This is a genomic window from Nocardioides daeguensis (genome assembly GCF_019192965.1).
GTDB lineage: Bacteria > Actinomycetota > Actinomycetes > Propionibacteriales > Nocardioidaceae > Nocardioides > Nocardioides daeguensis.
On record NZ_JAHTKU010000023.1, the window covers coordinates 37540 to 54228 of the forward strand.

Annotated in this window: 22 protein-coding genes; 5 read left to right on the forward strand and 17 right to left on the reverse strand. The window is 70.9% G+C overall.

Annotation, left to right across the window (positions count from 1 at the left end; genetic code table 11):
• Positions 1–65 precede the first annotated feature (65 nt).
• The 3 genes from KU893_RS19225 to KU893_RS19235 are packed head-to-tail and all read right to left on the reverse strand — an operon-like array spanning position 66 to position 2420.
• The gene (locus tag KU893_RS19225) at positions 66–590 is read right to left on the reverse strand and encodes a MarR family winged helix-turn-helix transcriptional regulator (protein WP_257441548.1); all 525 of its coding nucleotides are present in this window, start codon (positions 588–590) and stop codon (positions 66–68) included.
• Positions 591–594: 4 nt separating this feature from the next.
• Positions 595–1164 (reverse strand): GNAT family N-acetyltransferase, encoded by a 570-nt coding sequence (locus KU893_RS19230; protein WP_218236003.1) that lies wholly within the window; start codon positions 1162–1164, stop codon positions 595–597.
• A 41-nt stretch (positions 1165–1205) separates the two neighbouring features.
• Positions 1206–2420 carry an acetyl-CoA C-acetyltransferase gene (locus KU893_RS19235; RefSeq protein ID WP_218236004.1) on the reverse strand — a complete coding sequence of 405 codons (1215 nt, stop codon included), beginning with the start codon at positions 2418–2420 and terminating at the stop codon, positions 1206–1208.
• A 101-nt stretch (positions 2421–2521) separates the two neighbouring features.
• Here KU893_RS19235 and KU893_RS19240 point away from each other — a divergent pair, with 101 nt between their 5' ends.
• Complete coding sequence (locus KU893_RS19240; protein WP_257441549.1) at positions 2522–3472, forward strand: acyl-CoA thioesterase; 951 nt, start codon at positions 2522–2524, stop codon at positions 3470–3472.
• On the opposite strand, the gene KU893_RS19245 is transcribed toward KU893_RS19240, so the two are convergent.
• The 5 genes from KU893_RS19245 to KU893_RS19265 form a co-directional block, all read right to left on the reverse strand.
• Positions 3456–4232 carry an enoyl-CoA hydratase/isomerase family protein gene (locus tag KU893_RS19245; protein ID WP_218236005.1) on the reverse strand — a complete coding sequence of 259 codons (777 nt, stop codon included), beginning with the start codon at positions 4230–4232 and terminating at the stop codon, positions 3456–3458. The genes KU893_RS19240 and KU893_RS19245 overlap by 17 nt on opposite strands.
• 21 nt (positions 4233–4253) lie before the next feature.
• Positions 4254–4802 carry an RNA polymerase sigma factor gene (locus tag KU893_RS19250; RefSeq protein WP_218236006.1) on the reverse strand — a complete coding sequence of 183 codons (549 nt, stop codon included), beginning with the start codon at positions 4800–4802 and terminating at the stop codon, positions 4254–4256.
• Positions 4803–4892: 90 nt separating this feature from the next.
• Positions 4893–5558, reverse strand: coding sequence for a hypothetical protein (locus KU893_RS19255; RefSeq protein WP_218236007.1), 666 nt, complete (start codon positions 5556–5558; stop codon positions 4893–4895).
• Positions 5559–5650: 92 nt separating this feature from the next.
• Positions 5651–6043, reverse strand: coding sequence for a globin (locus KU893_RS19260; protein ID WP_218236008.1), 393 nt, complete (start codon positions 6041–6043; stop codon positions 5651–5653).
• 7 nt (positions 6044–6050) lie between these two features.
• Entirely contained in the window at positions 6051–7052 is a 1002-nt protein-coding gene (locus KU893_RS19265) for a mechanosensitive ion channel family protein (protein WP_218236009.1), read from the reverse strand.
• An 83-nt stretch (positions 7053–7135) separates the two neighbouring features.
• Between KU893_RS19265 and KU893_RS19270 the strand changes: the two genes are divergently transcribed.
• The 3 genes from KU893_RS19270 to KU893_RS19280 all read left to right on the forward strand — a co-directional run bounded on the left by KU893_RS19270 (position 7136) and on the right by KU893_RS19280 (position 9317).
• Positions 7136–7516 carry a hypothetical protein gene (locus tag KU893_RS19270; protein ID WP_218236010.1) on the forward strand — a complete coding sequence of 127 codons (381 nt, stop codon included), beginning with the start codon at positions 7136–7138 and terminating at the stop codon, positions 7514–7516.
• Between the two features lie 9 nt (positions 7517–7525).
• Positions 7526–7885 carry a DUF5130 family protein gene (locus KU893_RS19275; protein WP_218236011.1) on the forward strand — a complete coding sequence of 120 codons (360 nt, stop codon included), beginning with the start codon at positions 7526–7528 and terminating at the stop codon, positions 7883–7885.
• 361 nt (positions 7886–8246) lie between these two features.
• Positions 8247–9317, forward strand: coding sequence for an IS110 family RNA-guided transposase (locus KU893_RS19280; protein WP_218236012.1), 1071 nt, complete (start codon positions 8247–8249; stop codon positions 9315–9317).
• 209 nt (positions 9318–9526) lie between these two features.
• On the opposite strand, the gene KU893_RS19285 is transcribed toward KU893_RS19280, so the two are convergent.
• Positions 9527–10354: an MBL fold metallo-hydrolase gene (locus KU893_RS19285; RefSeq protein ID WP_218236013.1), complete on the reverse strand. Its 828-nt coding sequence runs from the start codon at positions 10352–10354 to the stop codon at positions 9527–9529.
• Positions 10354–11193 (reverse strand): glutamate racemase, encoded by an 840-nt coding sequence (murI, locus tag KU893_RS19290; RefSeq protein ID WP_257441431.1) that lies wholly within the window; start codon positions 11191–11193, stop codon positions 10354–10356. Before murI ends, KU893_RS19285 begins: the two co-directional genes overlap by 1 nt.
• An 89-nt stretch (positions 11194–11282) precedes the next feature.
• Here murI and KU893_RS19295 point away from each other — a divergent pair, with 89 nt between their 5' ends.
• On the forward strand, positions 11283–12308 hold the full coding sequence (locus tag KU893_RS19295) for an alkaline phosphatase family protein (protein WP_218236014.1): 1026 nt from the start codon (positions 11283–11285) through the stop codon (positions 12306–12308).
• A gap of 21 nt (positions 12309–12329) precedes the next feature.
• Here KU893_RS19295 and KU893_RS19300 read toward each other — a convergent pair whose 3' ends face one another.
• The 7 genes from KU893_RS19300 to clpS form a co-directional block, all read right to left on the reverse strand.
• Complete coding sequence (locus tag KU893_RS19300) at positions 12330–12926, reverse strand: DUF3152 domain-containing protein (protein WP_218236015.1); 597 nt, start codon at positions 12924–12926, stop codon at positions 12330–12332.
• A gap of 30 nt (positions 12927–12956) precedes the next feature.
• On the reverse strand, positions 12957–13931 hold the full coding sequence (locus KU893_RS19305; RefSeq protein WP_425575340.1) for a PLP-dependent cysteine synthase family protein: 975 nt from the start codon (positions 13929–13931) through the stop codon (positions 12957–12959).
• Positions 13932–13947: 16 nt separating this feature from the next.
• Positions 13948–14226 (reverse strand): MoaD family protein, encoded by a 279-nt coding sequence (locus KU893_RS19310; RefSeq protein ID WP_218236017.1) that lies wholly within the window; start codon positions 14224–14226, stop codon positions 13948–13950.
• Position 14227: 1 nt separating this feature from the next.
• Entirely contained in the window at positions 14228–14671 is a 444-nt protein-coding gene (locus KU893_RS19315) for a M67 family metallopeptidase (RefSeq protein WP_218236018.1), read from the reverse strand.
• A gap of 82 nt (positions 14672–14753) precedes the next feature.
• Positions 14754–15707, reverse strand: coding sequence for an acyl-CoA desaturase (locus KU893_RS19320; RefSeq protein WP_257441432.1), 954 nt, complete (start codon positions 15705–15707; stop codon positions 14754–14756).
• 59 nt (positions 15708–15766) lie between these two features.
• A complete protein-coding gene (locus KU893_RS19325) occupies positions 15767–16351 on the reverse strand; it encodes a DUF2017 domain-containing protein (protein WP_218236019.1) in 585 nt (194 codons plus the stop codon).
• A gap of 6 nt (positions 16352–16357) precedes the next feature.
• Positions 16358–16666 carry an ATP-dependent Clp protease adapter ClpS gene (clpS, locus tag KU893_RS19330; RefSeq protein WP_372449729.1) on the reverse strand — a complete coding sequence of 103 codons (309 nt, stop codon included), beginning with the start codon at positions 16664–16666 and terminating at the stop codon, positions 16358–16360.
• Positions 16667–16689: the final 23 nt, after the last annotated feature.

Below are 16689 nucleotides of genomic sequence, written 5' to 3' on the forward strand. Positions count from 1 at the left end.
CAAGCCGGTCGGCTCGCCGGAAGGCTCGGCTCCTGCGCTCCGGTCGTTCCGGCCCCTGACGGGTCCTACCGCCGGAACTCGCGCTCGGGGTGTGCGCAGATGAGCTGGTCGCAGACCGCGTCCATCACGCGGCCCAGTGCCATCAGGTCCGCGTGGTCGACCAGGTCGACCAGCGACTGACGCACCGTCTCGACATGGTCGGGGGCGGCCCTGCGCAGCGTGTCCTGACCGGCGTCGGTGAGCCGGCAGTCGACGCCGCGGCCGTCCTCGGGCGACTCCTCCCGTACGACGAGGCCGGCGTTCTCCATCCGCTTGACGGTGTGGGTGACCCGGCTGCGGCTGTGGGCCAGTGCCGCGGCGAGCTGGGCCATCCGCAGCGTGCCGCCGGCCTCGGAGAGGCGGACCAGGATCTCGTACTCGACCGCGGACAGGCCGTGCTCACGGCGCAGGTCCTCGTCGATGCGGTCGAGCAGGAGCGTCGTGCCGAGCAGGAAGGAGCGCCAGGTGCGCTGCTGTTCCGGGTCGAGCCAGCGCGGCTCGCGGCCGGTCGCCACGGCCGCAGCACTCTTCTCGGTCACCGCGTCGCTCACTGCGTCAGTCTAGGTCCCGTCGCATCAGGATCCGCGGGTGTCCGCTCAACACCGATGTCGTGTCGGCGGCGTGGTGGAACCCTGCTGCCTCGAAGTTGGCGCGCAGCCCGGGGTAGGCCATGGTCTGGTCCACCTTCACGCCGCCGTTGTCGAGGGGATAGGCCTCGAGCGCGGGGGCGCCGCGCTCGCGCGCGAAGGCCACCGCTCCCTCGATGAGGGCGTGGGAGATGCCCTGGCCGCGGTGCCCGGGGCGGACCCGGATGCACCACAGCGACCAGACGGGCAGGTCGTCGACGTGGGGGATCTTGCGGTTGCGGGCGAAGGTCGTGGCCGAACGTGGCGCGACGGCCGCCCAGCCGACGGGCTCCTCGCCGTCGTAGGCGAGCACCCCGAGCGGCCCGTCCTCGAGCAACCGGGCGACGTAGGCCCCGCGCTCCTGCCCGCGCAGCTCGTTGTTGAGCCGTGAGGGGATCCGATAGCTCAGGCACCAGCACACGGTGGACTCGGGCCGCTTGGGCCCGACCAGGGCCGCCACGTCCTCGAAGACGACGGCGGGCCGTACCTCGATGCTCATGGCACGAAGGTACGGCCCGCCGGGGACAGTGAGCGCTCAGGTCAGCTGAGGCGCTCCAGGATCATCGCCATGCCCTGGCCGCCACCGACGCACATGGTGATCAGACCGGTGGACTTGTCGTGCCACTGCAGGGAGTTGATCAGCGTGTTCTGCAGGCGGGCGCCGGTCATGCCGAAGGGGTGACCGACGGCGATGGCGCCGCCGTTGACGTTGAGCTTCTCGATCGGGATGCCGAGGTCCTCGGCCGACGGCAGGACCTGGGCGGCGAAGGCCTCGTTGATCTCGGCGAGGTCGATGTCGTCGATGGTCATGCCGGCGTGCTTGAGGGCGTTGCGGGTCGCCTCGACCGGGCCCATGCCCATGATCTCGGGGGAGAGCCCGGAGACGCCGGTGGCCACGATCCGGGCGAGCGGGGTCAGGCCCAGCTCGGCGGCCTTGGTGTCGGACATGATGACCACCGCGGCGGCACCGTCGTTGAGCGCGCAGCAGTTGCCGGCGGTGACCACGCCGTCGGGGCGGAACACCGGCTGGAGGCCGGAGAGCGCCTCATAGGTGACGCCGGCGCGCGGGCCGTCGTCCTTGCTGACGACCGTGCCGTCGGCGAGGGTCACGGGGGTGATCTCGCGCTCCCAGAAGCCGTCGGCGATGGCCTTCTCGGCGAGGTTCTGCGAGCGGACGCCGAAGTGGTCGAGGTCCTCGCGCTTGAGGCCGCGGATGCTCGCGACGTTCTCGGCCGTCTGGCCCATCGCGATGTAGATGTCGGGGAGCAGACCGTCCTCGCGGGGGTCGTGCCACACCTTGCCGCCCTGGGCGTACTCCTCGGTGCGCTGCTGCGCGTCGGCGAAGAGCGGGTTCTTGGTGTTGGGGATGTGGTCGGAGGTGCCGAACTGGAAGCGGGACACGGTCTCGACGCCGGCGGAGATGAACACGTCACCCTCGCCCGCCTTGATGGCGTGGAAGGCCATCCGGGACGTCTGCACCGACGACGCGCAGTAGCGCGTGGTCGTGGCGCCGGGGATCTCGGTGCCCATCAGCGTGGTGACCACGCGGGCCATGTTGTTGCCGGCCTCGCCGCCGGGCAGGCCCACGCCGAGGTAGAAGTCGTCGACGTCCTTCGGGTCCAGTGCGGGGATCTTGTCGAGCGCCGCCTGGGCGATGAACGCGGTCAGGTCGTCGGGACGGAAGTCCTTGAGCGAGCCCTTGTTGGCACGCCCGATGGGCGTACGGGCGGCGGAAACGATCACGGCCTCGGGCATGAAGACTCCTCGGTGCAGGTGAGAGGCAGAACCAGCCCAGCGTAGTCGCCGCGGACTGCAACCTGTTCTGGTGGTGGCGGACGCCACAGTGCCGTCCCGGCGTGCGGAGCCTCGCGCCGCCCCTCGGCGGGGTCTGGAAGCATGTCGGGGTGCGGCACCGCTACGACTGCCCCCTGCGCTGGGGTGACATCGACCAGCTGAACCACGTCAACAACGTGAAGTACGTCGACTACCTCCAAGAGGCGCGCGGCGCACTGCTGCACGCCTGCCGGACCGCCGCGGGCGTCGAGCACCATCACAACGACGCCTACGTCGTGCGTCGGCACGAGGTCACCTTCCGCGCCCCGCTGCGCTTCCGGTTCCAGGCGGTCTCGATCGAGTCGTGGGTCAGCGAGATCCGCACGGCGAGCTTCACGCTCGACCACGAGGTCTTCGAGGAGCAGCCCGACGGGACTCGCACCGTCTACCTGCGCGCCCGGACCGTGCTGGCCCCGTTCGTGGTCGCGACCGGCGAGCCGCGTCGCCTCGAGGACCAGGAGCGCAACGCGCTGGCGCCGTACGCGGAGCTCGGCGACGTCCGCTCGCGCCCGGTCCTCGTCGACGTGCCCCGCGACCGCGCCGCGCACTATCCCGTGCAGGTGCGCTTCTCCGACCTCGACATCTACCGCCACGTCAACAACGTGAAGTACTTCGAGTTCTTCCAGGAGTCCCGGATCGCCTCGCTCGGCCGGCTACGGCACGCGCTCAAGGGCTTCCCGCGGATGGCGAGCGTGATCGCCCAGGCCGACGTCGAGTACGTCGCCCCGATCGTGCTGCGGCCCCAGTCCTACGACTGCTGGACGGTGGTCTCCCAGATCGGGACGAAGTCGCTGACCGTCGAGTCTGAGATCACCGACGGCACCGACCGCTCGGCAGAGGGTGCGGTGCTGGCCCGGTCGAAGGTGGTGCTCGTCTTCTTCGACACCGAGACGCAACGGTCGGTGACGCCCGTCGACGGCTTCCGTGAGGCGCTCGTCGACGCGCTCGGCGACATGGTCACGGCAGCTGGGTGAAGTCGGGCTGCCGGCCCTCGGCGAAGGCGGCCAGCGCCTCCAGGTTGGCCGGGCCGCCCATCAGCTCGGCGAAGGCGGCGTTCTCCCGGTCCCGGGCGGCGCGGATCGCCTCGCGGTGCGGCTCGGTCATGGTGCGCTTGACGGCGACCAGTGACGAGATCGGCTTCGCGGCGAGGACCTCGGCGTGCCGGCGTGCGGTGGCGAGCAGCTGGTCGGGGGCGCAGACCTGCCTGACCAGGCCCATCTCGCGCGCCTCTGCGGCGCTGATCCACTCCGAGGACAGCAGCGCCCAGGCGGCGTGCTGGCGGCCCACCAGCGCCGGGAAGAGGTACGACGACGCGGCCTCCGGCGCGACGCCGAGCGCCGTGAAGGGGCACTTGAGCCGGGCGTCCTCGGCCATGAAGCCCAGGTCCGCGAACCCGAGGATGGTGGCGCCGATGCCGAGCCCGAGCCCGTTGACCGCGACGACGAGCGGCTTGGGGAAGTCGACCAGCGCGTCGACCAGGCCGATGAACCCGTGCTTGCCGCGCGGGAAGTCCGGGTTCGTGGCGAGCTGGTGCATCTCGAGCAGGTCGGTGCCGGCGCTGAACGCTCGGCCGGCCCCGGTCAGCAGCACCACCGCCACGGTGGGGTCCTCGGCTGCGGCGAGGAGTGCGTCGGCCGTGGCGTCGTACAGCTCCTCGTTGAAGGCGTTGAGCGCCTCGGGGCGGTCGAGCGTCAGGGTGCGGACCCGGTGGTCGTCGGACACGAGCAGCGTCATGGGAGAAGAGTAGAACCTGTTCTAGCCTGCGGACAGGTGGCTGCGCAGCCGCTTGAGCCCGCGGTGCCGGGCGACACGGACGGCCACCGCCGTCATGCCGAGCGCGGCGGCGGTCGAGGCCACGTCCAGGTCGAGCACCTCGGTGCAGGCGATCACGTCGCGCTCTCGGGGCGGCAGCGCGTCCAGCGCCCGGCGCACCCACTCGTCGGCGAGGATCCCGGTCTCCGGGCTCGCGGCGGTCCGCTCGGCGTCCGCGGCCAAGGTGTCGAAGCCCTTCACCCGGGTGGCGGTACGGCGACCCGCGTTGGCCGCGTGCTTGCGGGCGATGCCGAACAGCCAGCCGCCGAAGTCCGAGCCGTTGCCGTGGAAGTCGGCGATCCGTTCCGCCGCGACCAGCCAGGTGGCGGCAGCGATGTCGTCGGCTGCCTCGCCGCCGGGGGAGGAGCGGGCCTCGAGCCACAGCAAAAGCCGACCCGCGTGGTCGCGATAGAGCTCGCGCCACGCTGCGGCGTCACCGCGCTTCGCTGCAGTGACGAGCTCGTCGTCGGCCCGCACCGGACGTGTCCCCACCCCTGTTGTTCTGGCGTGCTCCGGACCTTGCCCCGGACCACGCGTCCCATTGTCCCGTCTGCGAGCCTGAAGCGGGACATTTCCTCGCGGTCAGTGCGCCGGACGTTGCTGGTCGTCGTACCGGTTGCCGTTCTCGGCCCCGCCGGCCGGGTTCTTCAAGATGCCGTCGAGGAGGTCTCCCAGCGGGTCGGCCGGTGGTGCGTCCTCCCGGGGCTGCCGGTCGTGGCCGGTGGCCTTGCCCTGGGCCTTGTCCTTCTGGTGCCCTTTGGCCTTGCCCGGGGACGCCTTGCCCTTGCCGTTCGCCTTGCCCTTGCCCTTGGCGTGGCCCTTGCCCTGGCCGCGGCCCTTCCCCCCGACGGCGCGGTCCGGGTCGGAGGCGTGCTCGGACGAGGGGGACGTGGAGTTGCCCGGCAGCCCCGGGGACAGGGGGCTGCCGGGCGTGGTGGTTACGTCGGAGTGTGGGGTTCCGACGTCTCCGGGACTCGGTGTGCCGGACGGTCCGATCCGGGTCGGGCTGTCAGCGGGAGTGTGTGGGACACCCCCGTTGGTGGGAACGCCCGCTGCCCAGGTGGCGGTCGCGACGACGGCTACGGAGCCGGTTGCGAGCGCCACGCGGAAACCGGCCGACCGAGTCGATCGGGGGAGAGTCGCCTGCGACGTCGCGCTCAGGTGGGTGAGCATGCCGAGGAACGCCGGGTCGGGCTCGAGCGTCGGTACGTCGACGCGGAGCCGCTCGGTGGCGCGTTCGTGGGTCATGGCCTGCTCTGCTGTGCGGGGGACGGGCGAGAGTGCTCTCAACCGGAACATGTCGCCACCGCCGGCGGGTGTTACATGCGTCGGGAAATTTTTCAGCCGGGGGTGTTCACCATGAACGTGGCCGCGTGGGTGACGTACTCCCAGAACCGCGCGTCCTGCTCCGGCGTCAGGTCCACGCTGTCGAGCCCGGCCCGGAAGTGGCCCAGCCAGCGGTCCCGCGCCTCGGTGTCGACGGCGAACGGCGCGTGCCGCATCCGCAGCCGCGGGTGGCCGCGGTTCTCGGAGTACGTCGTCGGCCCGCCCCAGTACTGGACGAGGAAGAGCAGGAAGCGCTCCTCGGCCGGCCCGAGGTCCGCCTCGGGGTACATCGGGCGCAGCACCTCGTCGGCGGCGACGCCCTGGTAGAAGGTCGCGACGATCTTGCGGAAGGTCTCGAACCCGCCGATTTCGTCGTAGAAGCTGGTCTCGTCGCTCCCGGTGGTCACGTCGTCATCATCCCTCGTCGGCGGAGGCGCCGGCCGGAGAGGTCCGGTCCTGCTGCGCGCGCCGGTCCTCGCGGTGCCACACCACGCGCTGGGCGTAGGGGATCTCGATGCCCTCGTGGTCGAAGCGCGCCTTGATCCGCTGTCGCAGCGCCCGTGCGACTCCCCACTGCTCGAGCGGCGCTGTCTTCACCAGCACCCGGATGGTCACCGAGTCGGGCTCCATCAGCTCCACGCCGGTCACCTCCGGCTCCTCGATGACGACGTGGCTGAACTCGTCGTCCTCCCACAGGTCGTGGGCGACGTCGCGCAGGATCCGCTGCACGCGGGCCAGGTCCTCGTCGTACCCGACCCGGACGTCGACGACGGCGCGCGACCAGTTCTGGCTCTTGTTGCCGACCCGCAGGATCTCCCCGTTGGGGACGTACCAGACCGTGCCCTCAAGGTCGCGCAGCCGGGTCATCCGCAGCGTGACCGCCTCGACCGTGCCGTTGGCGTCGCCGACGTCGACGACGTCGCCGACGCCGTACTGGTCCTCGATGAAGATGAAGATCCCGGCGAGGAAGTCCCTGACCAGGGACTGGGCGCCGAAGCCGAGCGCGATGCCGATGATCCCGGCGCTGGCGATGATCGGGGCGATGTCGACGCCGACCTCGCTGAGCACCATCGTGCCGATGATCGCCACGACGACGAACGTGATGAAGCTCTTGAGGACGCCCGCCATCGTCGCGGCCCGCTGCTTGCGGCGAGCGGTCACCGCGCTCTCGACCCGTTCGGGGAGCACACCTCGCTCCGCGCGCCGGGCGACCCGGTCGACCACCCGTTGCAGCAGCCACCGGATCACCAGGCCCAGCAGGACCAGGCCGATGATCGCCAGCGGCTTGCCGATGACCACGTCGGACAGGGCCGCGAGCGTGCGGTTCCCGGTCACGTCCCAGGTCAGGTCGCAGACCGTCTCGCCGTCGGCGCACGGGCTGGTCGGGGCGGCGATCAGCAGGGGGAGGACTGGCATCCGCCCAGTGTCCCAAAGCCGCCTGAGGCTCGGCGCGGACACCGCTACCCCACTCGGGAACCGGAGCCGATAGCATGCGCCTCGTGACCAGCACTGCCGTACGCCGCCTGCTCGCCGTGTTCTCCCTGCTCGGGGTGAGCGCCCTGCTCGTCGTCGCCGGAGCGGGTTCCGCGTCTGCGGACACCCCCGAGCCGCGCCCGGGTAGTGGGTCGGCCAGCTGGGAGGTCGAGCCCGACGTCGACGTGCTGCACGCCTTCCTTTACCTCGGTGGCATCCCGCTGCTCGTCTTCGTCGTCATCACGCTGCTCTTCGTCGCCCCGGCGCTGGCCCGCGGCGAGGACCTCAGCCCCGACGCCCTCGAGCCGGAGAACCAGTGGCTCGGCGGCCCGCGCAAGGCGGCCGGTGAGCTCGCGGCTCCCGACTCCGACGACTCCAAGGCCGGCGGCGCCGGCGGCAGCTGGTAGTCCGCGGACATGAGGACCAACGCCCTGACCGCGGCCGAGCGTGCCGCCCTCGACGTCACGATCCGCAACGCGGAGCAGGTGTCTCGAGCCGAGATCTCGGTCTTCGTCGGCGCCGCGAGCGGTGAGCCGCGCGACTTCGCGACCAGCCTGCACAACACCCTCGTGCTGCCGGCGCGCAGCATCTTGATCATGGTCGACCCGGACCGTCGGGTCGTCGAGATCGTCACCGGTGGCCACGTCCGGGAGCGGATCACCGACGACGAGGCCCAGCAGGCCGCCGCCGCGATGACGGCCCGGTTCTCGGCCGGGGACCTCGCCGGCGGTCTCACCCGCGGCATCGAGCTGCTGGCCGAGCTCGCCCAGGACTGAGGCCGCCCGCGGGTGAGCTTGCGAACCCGCGGTCAGCGGCCGAAGGTCGAGGAGGCGAGCTCGCGCCGCGAAGCAAGCGAGGTCGTGACGCGTCTCGAGACTGTGAGGATTCCTTTGCAGCCTGATCAGTGATGGGCTGTGGGGCGGTGACCGCGGGTGTGACTCATCTCGAGACTGGCTTCGTGCCTTGAAGTGGACTTGTCCGCTCGTGGTTGCCGGCCCCGGCCCGGGTTGGAGCGACTGGCCTGATCAGGAGCTTGACCGACCGGCGTGAACGGCGCCTGTCGTGTCTCATCACAGTCCTGCCGAGTCTCCATCCCGGACCGGATTCCACATCCACTTCCGGCAAGGAGAGATGCAGATGTCCAGTCTGACTGACCTCACCGATCTACGCGAGGCCATCGATGTGGTGATCGGGGTCGACACCCACGTGGCGACCCACGCCGCGGCCGTGGTCGATGCCCGCACCGGCGCGGTCCTCGAGCAGATCACGGTCGAGGCGACCGCCGAGGGCTACGCCGAGCTGGTCGAGTTCGCCGATGCCCACGCGGTGCTACGAATGTGGGCCATCGAGGGCACCGGCAGCCACGGCGCCGGCCTGACTCGCCACCTGAGCACGCTCGAAGAGGTCGTCATCGAGCTCGACCGACCGGTACGCGCCAAGCGCCGCAACGGCGCGAAGTCCGACCCCCTCGACGCGGTCCGAGCCGCACGCGAAGCACTCGCCCGCCCCCGGCTCGGCACTCCCCGCGCCGGTCACGACCGCCAAGCCCTGGCGGTGTTGGTCGCAGTACGCCGTTCCGCGGTCCAAGCCGCCGCGGATGCCCGCCGTCAGCTGTTCAGCCTGATCATGATCACCCCCGAACCCCTCCGCGCACGCTTCCGGGGCGCCAACGGCATGGGCCTGGTCCGGATCGCCGCCAGCCTGCGGGTCCAGGCGTCGTGGGACATCGAGACCACCATCACCGTGACCGCGCTGCGGTCACTGGCCCGCCGGATCAAGGACCTCACCGACGAAGCCGAGGTCCACGAGAAGGCAATCGCACAGATCGTGCGGGACTGGCGCCCCGACCTGCTCGCCCAACCCGGCGTCGGGCCCATCACCGCCGCCATCGTGCTGTGCGCCTGGTCCCACCCCGGCCGGGTCCACTCAGAAGCAGCGTTCGCGATGCTCGCCGGTGTCGCCCCCATCCCCGCCAACAGCGGGCAAACCACCACCCGATGGCGACTCAACCGCTACGGAGACCGCCAGCTCAACCGCGCCCTGCACACCATCGCCCTCTCACGGGCCCGCTACGACGACCGCACACGCGGCTACATCGAACGACGCACCAGCCAAGGCAAGACCACCCGCGAAGCCCGCCGCTGCCTCAAGCGCTACATCGCCCGCGACCTCTACCGACTCCTCGAAAACCCACCCCGGACCGCTTGACCAACCATAGGAGCGTCCAGGCCGCCCGCAGGTGAGCTTGCGCAGCGAAGCAAGCGAGGTCGTGGCGCGTCACGACGCCAGGCCGCCCGCAGGTGAGCCTGCGAGTCGACCGGCACCTTCCCGGAAGCGCGGCCAGACGTCTCGAGACGGTTGCTGCGCAACCTCCTCGACGACCGGGGGTGCTGCGAACCTCCTGGACGTCCGGACGGCTACAGCTCGTAGACCGTGCCCTGGACAGCCAGCTCCGTCGGCCCGTCGTACGCCGCCTCGGCCTCGGCGAGCATCGTCGCGGCGTCGTGCCACGGCGGGACGTGGGTGACCACGAGCCGCTTGGCGCCGGCCTTGGTGGCGACGTCGCCGGCCTCGGTGCCGGTGAGGTGGAGGTTGGGCGGGTTGTCGTCGCAGGAGCGGAAGGACGCCTCGCACAAGAACAGGTCGGCGTCGGCGGCGATGTCCATCAGGGTCCCGGTGGGTCCGGTGTCACCGCTGTAGGCGAGCACCTTCCCGAACGCCGAGACCCGCAGACCGTACGCCGGCACCGGGTGGTCGACCTCGTAGGGCTCGACGCGGAACGGGCCGATCTCGATCGGGTCGCGGTAGACCCGGAAGGAGAACTCCTCCCGCATGCCGGGCTTGCGGGGCAGGTCGTAGGCCTTGGCGAGCCGCTTGGCGGTGCCCTTGGGGCCCCAGACCGGGATCTTCGGCTGGGTGCCGGTGGGGTGGTACTTGCGCAGCACGTAGTAGCTGGTCATGTCGACGCAGTGGTCCGCGTGCAGGTGGCTGATGAACACGGCGTCGACCTGCAGCGGGTCGACGTAGCGCTGCAGGGCGCCGAGCGCGCCGTTGCCCATGTCGAGCACCAGGCTCCAGGTGCGCAGCGAGTCGGTCGCCTGGACGAGGTAGCAGCTCGCGGGCGAGTCGGGGCCCGGGTAGGAGCCGGAGCAGCCGACGACCGTCACCTTGACGGTGTTGGGCGTCGGCGGCACGCGCAGCGCCGTCGTCGCCGGCGCTACGTCGGCACCGCTCTCGTCAACCATCAATGCACACCCCCTGCGAACTGGCCTGCTGCGACGAGCTCGGGTCCGAGGAACCGTCGCCCGATCGTCTCGAACTCCGCCGGGGAGCCGGTCGTGGTGAACGTGTACGACGGCTCGCCGGCCGGGCGCATGAGGCCGGAGTCGGCCAGCATCCGGTAGACGTCCTTGGCGCACTCCTCCGCACTGCTGACCAGCGTGACGTCGTCGCCCATCACGTAGGAGATGACGCCGGTCAGCAGCGGGTAGTGGGTGCAGCCGAGGATCAGGGTGTCGATGCCGAGCTCGGTCAGCGGGTCGAGGTAGTCGTGGGCGACGGCGATGAGCTCGTCGCCACCGGTCACCCCCGCCTCCACGAAGTCGACGAAGCGCGGGCAGGCCCGCGTGGTGAGGGTGATCTGGGGGGCCGCGGCGAACGCGTCGTCGTAGGCCATCGACTCGGCGGTGGCGCGCGTGGAGATGACGCCGATCCGGCCGTTGCGGGTCGCGGCGACCGCGCGCCGGGTGGCCGGGTAGATCACCTCGACCACCGGGACGTCGTAGCGCTCGCGGGCGTCGCGGAGCATCGCGGCCGAGGCGGAGTTGCAGGCGATGACGAGGGCCTTCACGCCCTGGTCGACGAGGTGGTCGAGGCACTCGAGGGCGTACTCGCGCACCTCGCCGATCGGCTTGGGGCCGTAGGGCTGGCGGGCGGTGTCGCCGACGTAGGTGATCGACTCGTGCGGCAGCTGGTCGATCACGGACCGGGCGACGGTGAGGCCGCCGAAGCCCGAGTCGAAGATCCCGATCGGCGCATCGAGGTCGACGCCGACACCGCCATCGGGATGGTTCACCTGCCGCACCCGGTCAGACTACGGCGTCGGGGTGCCCGCAGTCGGCATTCCGGGACCGAGATCACGTCGTCCGCCGGTCGCGACGTAGGCTCCCCCGGGTGAGCCACCTGCGCCGTCCTGCCGTCGTCCTCGCCGCCGCGCTCGCGGCCGCCTTCCTCGCCGCCCCCGGTACCGCCACGGCCGAGCGTCCCGGCCCGGCACGCGAGACGGTCAACGGCAAGCACGTGATCGCGATCTCCGTCGACGGGCTGAACCCGCGGGCGCTGACCAAGCTCGGCCGCACCGGCACGCCGAACCTGCACCGCCTGATCAAGGACGAGGGTGCGGGCACGGTCAACGCCCGCACCCAGCTCGAGATGACGGTCACGCTGCCCAACCACACCAGCATGGTGACCGGACGCCGGATCCGGGCCGGCAAGGGTGGGCACGGTGTGACCTGGAACGACGACACCGTGACCACGACGGTGCAGCAGGCGGCGGGCCACGAGGTCGACTCGGTGTTCACCCAGGTCCACGAGGCCGGCGGCACCACCGCCGTCTACGCCACCAAGTCGAAGTTCTGGCTGTTCGAGAACTCCTGGCCCAAGGCCGTCGACAAGAACGTCATCGAGGTCGAGAAGAACGGCGCCGTCGTGAAGGCGCTGCGCACCGACCTCGCGACCGACCCGGCGTCCTTCTCGTTCGTCCACCTCGGCAAGCCGGACCAGGTCGGGCACGACGCCGGCTGGATGTCGGCCCGCTACCTGCGTGCGGTCGGCCAGGTCGACAAGCTGGTCGGCTCGATCATGACGCAGGTGGAGTCGACGCCGTCGCTGCGCAACAACACGGTCATCGTGCTCACCTCCGACCACGGCGGCATCCCCGGCACGAAGAACCACGCGATCAAGACCAGCCGCGAGGACTACCGGGTCGCGTTCGCCTTCTGGGGCGCGGGCGTCCCCCACACCGACCTCTACGCGCTGAACCCGGACCGCGCCAACCCCGGCCGCACCCGCCCCTCGTTCGGCGCCTCCCCGCAGCCGATCCGCAACGGCGAGGTCGCCAACGTCAGCCTCGACATCCTCGGCGTCGGGCCGGTCCCCGACAGCCTGTGGGACCTCGGCCAGGACCTCGCCTGGAAGTGAGCCCCGGGTTCGGCCCCCGGCTCAGTGCCGGCGCAGCTCGGCCGGCGTCGGCCAGGGGTTGAAGCGGCACCCGCCGGTGCCCTTCGACTGCTGCATCATCACGGGGGCGAGGGCTCCGCGCCGCGAGCACGACGCGTGCCCGTAGCCGAGCCAGTGGCCGGTCTCGTGGTTGACCACCAGGTGCCGGTAGTCGCGCAGCGGCAGCTTGGCCTTGCGCCACGCCGGTGAGGCACCGCGCCAGCGGTCGAGGTTGATGATGACGTTGCGCCCGACCCGGCACGACCACTGGGCGCTGCACGCGCTCGAGAACGACGGCACCAGGCGTGCCCGCGACAGCCACAGGGTGAAGGCGCCACCCCGCTTCACCTGCTCGAAGCGCAGGCCCGGGCCCTTGCCGGACCAGCCGCGCGGGTCGTCGTAGGTCTCTTGAGCAAGGACCCGGAACTCACGCACGGTCCGGCGGCTGACCGAGCCGCGCACGCGCACGGAGTAGCGGATGGTGCGGGGCTTGGCCTGCTGCTCGACGCGCGCCGCGGTGGCGTCGTCGGCGTGCGCCTCGCCGACGGGCGCGACCAGCCAGGTGGACAGGGCCAGCAACACGCCCAGGAGGATCCTCACCGGGCCATCATGCCCGGCGCCCGCGTGGGGTCAGGCCCAGAGCTGGCCCTCGAGCCTGTCCTCGGCCTCGTCGACGGTGCCCTCGTAGGCGCCGGTGGAGAGGTATTTCCACCCGCCGTCGGCCACCACGAAGGCGATGTCGGCCGACTCCCCCGCCTTGACCGCCTTGGCGGCCTGGCCGAGCGCGGCGTGCAGGATCGCGCCGGTCGAGATGCCGGCGAAGATGCCCTCGAGCTCGAGCAGCTCCCGCACCCGGCGTACGGCGTCGCGCGGGCCGACCGAGAAGCGGCTGTCGATCAGCTCGGCGTCGTACAGCTCGGGGACGAAGCCCTCGTCGAGGTTGCGCAGGCCGTAGACGAGCTCGCCGTAGCGCGGCTCCGCGGCGACGATCTTCACCTCCGGCCGGGCGCGGCGGAAGAACCGGGAGACGCCCATCAGCGTGCCGGTGGTGCCGAGCCCCGCGACGAAGTGGGTGATCGACGGCAGGTCGGCGAGCAGCTCCGGGCCGGTGCCCTCCTCGTGGGCGAGGGCGTTCGCGATGTTGCCGTACTGGTAGAGCATCACCCAGTCGGGGTGCTCGGCCGCGATCTGCTTCGCCACCCGCACGGCCTCGTTGGAGCCGCCGGCCGCGGGTGAGGAGACGATCTCGGCGCCCCACATCCGCAGCAGCTGGCGTCGCTCCTCGGAGGTGTTCTCCGGCATCACGAACACGGTGCGGTAGCCCTTGAGCTTGGCTGCCATCGCGATCGAGATGCCGGTGTTGCCGGACGTCGGCTCGAGGATCGTGCAGCCGGGACGCAGGGTCCCGTCCTTCTCGGCCTCCTCGATCATCTTCAGGGCCGGGCGGTCCTTGATCGAGCCGGTCGGGTTGCGGTCCTCGAGCTTGGCCCAGAGCCGCACCTGCTGACCGTCGGGTGCACCGGGGGTGTTGAACGGCGCCGACAGTCGCGGCAGCCCCACCAACGGCGTGTTGCCGACGGAGGCCAGCAGACTGTCGTAGCGCACCATCGCTACGGCGCGCTCAGCGAGCGCCGCCGGCGACCGCCGGCAGGATGACGACCTGGTCGCCGTCGGAGAGCGCGGCCTCGAGGCTGCCGATGAACCGGACATCCTCGTCGTTGATGTAGATGTTCACGAACCGGCGCAGGTCGGCACCCTCGATGAGGCGGTCCTTGATGCCGGGGTGGTTGGCCTCGAGGGAGTCGATCAGCGCGCTCAGCGTGGCGCCGTCGGCGTTGACCGCCTTCTCGCCACCGGTGTAGGTGCGCAGGATGGTCGGGATCCGGACCTCGATGGCCATGTCAGCTGTTCTCCTCTGGGGTGTCACTGGCGGCGACGGTGACCTCTTCCTCGGTCACGACGCCGTCGACGATTCTGTAGGACCTGAACTCCACGGGGCCGGGGTTATTCCCGTGCTCCCGCGTGCTCACCAGCACGTAGTGCGCGCCGGGCTCGCTGGCCAGGTTGATGTCGGTCACGCTCGGGTACGCCTCGGTCGCGGAGTGCGAGTGGTAGATGACCACCGGCTCCTCGTCGCGGTCGTCCATCTCCCGGTAGAGGTGGAGCAGGTCCGTCGAGTCGTACTCGTAGAAGGTCGGGCTGCCGGCGGCGTTGACCATCTCGATCAGACGCGTGGGCCGGTCGCTGCCGACCGGGCCCGCGACCATCCCGCACGCCTCCACGGGGTGGTCCCGCTTGGCGTGCTCCACGATGGCGTCGTACGTCGCCTGCTCGATCCGCAACACGCGCTCAAGGGTATGGCTTCGCGCGGGCCCGCCCGGAATCGGGCCGAGGCTCGGGACGGGGCCGCGCCGGCGGGCTCCGGGCTCAGCCGGCCGGGGAGACCGACTTGGCCCGGATCCGCTCCGGGGTCGGCCAGCGCACGTTACGGACCCAGCCCAGCTTCTCCAGGACCCAGATCACGCGCGCGGAGGTGTCGAACTGGAAGCGCTTCACGCCGTGGCGGGCGGAGGTGGGGTCGGCGTGGTGGAGGTTGTGCCACGACTCGCCGCCGGACGGGATGGCGAGCCACCACACGTTGCCGGAGAAGTCGCGGGAGGCGAAGGGCCGCTCGCCGAGCGTGTGGCAGATCGAGTTGATCGACCAGGTGACGTGGTGGATCAGGCCGATCCGGACCACGGTGCCCCAGAAGAACGCCGTCAGCGCGCCCTGCCAGGACCAGGTGAGGAGCGCCCCCAGCACCGGCGGGAGGAAGATCGAGGTCAGCACCCACAGCCAGAACAACCGCGAGATCCGGACCAGGTCGCGGTCCTTGGCGAGGTCGGGGGCGTACTTCTCGATCGGCGTCTGCTCGGGGTCGAAGAGCCAGCCGACGTGCGCCCACACGAAGCCCTTGGTCAGTCCGCCCAGGCTGTTGCCGTAGCGCCACGGGGAGTGCGGGTCGCCGTCCTTGTCGGAATACTTGTGGTGCTTGCGGTGGTCGGCGACCCAGCGGATCACCGGACCCTCGACCGCCATCGAGCCGAGGATCGCGAGGGTGATCTTGACGACCCGGTTGGGCTTGAACGACTTGTGCGTGAACAGCCGGTGGAAGCCGACCGTGATCCCGTGCAGGGTCAGGCCATACATCACGAAGGTGATCGCGACGTCGCTCCAGCCGAGCCAGCCGCCCCAGGCGACGGGAACGGCGGCCGCGAAGGCGACGAACGGGACGGCGATGAACAGGCCGAGCGCGAACCGTTCCCAGAATCCCTGGGTGTCACCGGACATGGTGACCTTGAGAGGGGCGGGCGGCTGCGGACGCTCGTCGATCGCGGTCACGCGGCCAAGCCTACGTCGCGATCCGGTACCGACGCTCCGGGCGTCCAGTGCCGCCGAGCTCAGCGCACCGCGGCGACCAGCGTCTCCTGCAGGAAGCCGAGCCACTCGTAGATGTGGTGGGCCTGGGCGCGGGGGTCCTCGTCGGGCAGCGAGTACCAGTAGTCCTCGTCGCCCTCCTCGACCTCGAGGCGGGTGCCGAGGGCCAGCCGCAGGTCGGTCAGCGAACGCATCCAGACCAGGGCGGTCTCCGGGTCGAGCTCGACGTCGATGGTGATGTCCTCATCGGTCGGCTCCGGCGGCAGGCCGGCCTCCTCGAGGACGTCGATGACCGAGGCGGCGGCCCGGGCCTTGCCGTCGCGCAGCGCACCCTCGGTGTAGCGCCGGAACTCACCGGCCGCCTCGTCGTCGCCGCGGTAGGCGTTGGGGAACAGCCGGCGCAGCACCGGGTCCTCGGGCTCGGTCGTCGGGCCGGAGAAGTCGAGCAGCGCCTCGAGCGGGTCGCGCTCGGTGGCGGCCACGGCCGACTCGTTGTGCAGCAGCTCCACGAGCTGGGCGGCCAGCGAGCGCAGCAGGTCGGCCTCGAAGACCGAGAAGGTCGCGATGGCGCGCTTGCTCCGGCGGTGCCGGACGAATCCAGAGGTCACGTCAGCTCATTCGGCCTTCGACAGCGTCGCCCACAGGCCGTACTCGTGCATCGCCTGGACGTCGCGCTCCATCTCCTCGCGCGTCCCGCTGCTGACGACCGACCGCCCGTCCTCGTGGACCTCCATCATCAGCTTCTCGGCCTTCTTCTTGCCGTAGCCGAAGTGCTTCTGGAAGACGAAGGTGACGTAGGACATCAGGTTCACGGGGTCGTTCCACACCACCGTCACCCAGGGGGTGTCGGTGAGCATGATCGCGTCCGGGGTGAGGTCCTGCTGGACTCCCGGATCGACCTTCTCCGGGCTCGCGGTCGTCACGGCTCCATGGTGTCACAGCGCAT

What these genes read in the sequence shown, in the direction of transcription:
- KU893_RS19275 (WP_218236011.1), top strand. Translation starts at nt 7,526, where the DNA reads ATGAGGACCAACGCCCTGACCGCGGCCGAGCGTGCCGCCCTCGACGTC.
- KU893_RS19265 (WP_218236009.1), bottom strand. Translation starts at nt 7,052, where the DNA reads ATGCCAGTCCTCCCCCTGCTGATCGCCGCCCCGACCAGCCCGTGCGCC.
- KU893_RS19235 (WP_218236004.1), bottom strand. Translation starts at nt 2,420, where the DNA reads ATGCCCGAGGCCGTGATCGTTTCCGCCGCCCGTACGCCCATCGGGCGT.
- KU893_RS19285 (WP_218236013.1), bottom strand. Translation starts at nt 10,354, where the DNA reads ATGGTTGACGAGAGCGGTGCCGACGTAGCGCCGGCGACGACGGCGCTG.
- KU893_RS19255 (WP_218236007.1), bottom strand. Translation starts at nt 5,558, where the DNA reads ATGACCCACGAACGCGCCACCGAGCGGCTCCGCGTCGACGTACCGACG.
- KU893_RS19230 (WP_218236003.1), bottom strand. Translation starts at nt 1,164, where the DNA reads ATGAGCATCGAGGTACGGCCCGCCGTCGTCTTCGAGGACGTGGCGGCC.
- KU893_RS19245 (WP_218236005.1), bottom strand. Translation starts at nt 4,232, where the DNA reads ATGACGCTGCTCGTGTCCGACGACCACCGGGTCCGCACCCTGACGCTC.
- KU893_RS19280 (WP_218236012.1), top strand. Translation starts at nt 8,247, where the DNA reads ATGTCCAGTCTGACTGACCTCACCGATCTACGCGAGGCCATCGATGTG.
- KU893_RS19310 (WP_218236017.1), bottom strand. Translation starts at nt 14,226, where the DNA reads ATGGCCATCGAGGTCCGGATCCCGACCATCCTGCGCACCTACACCGGT.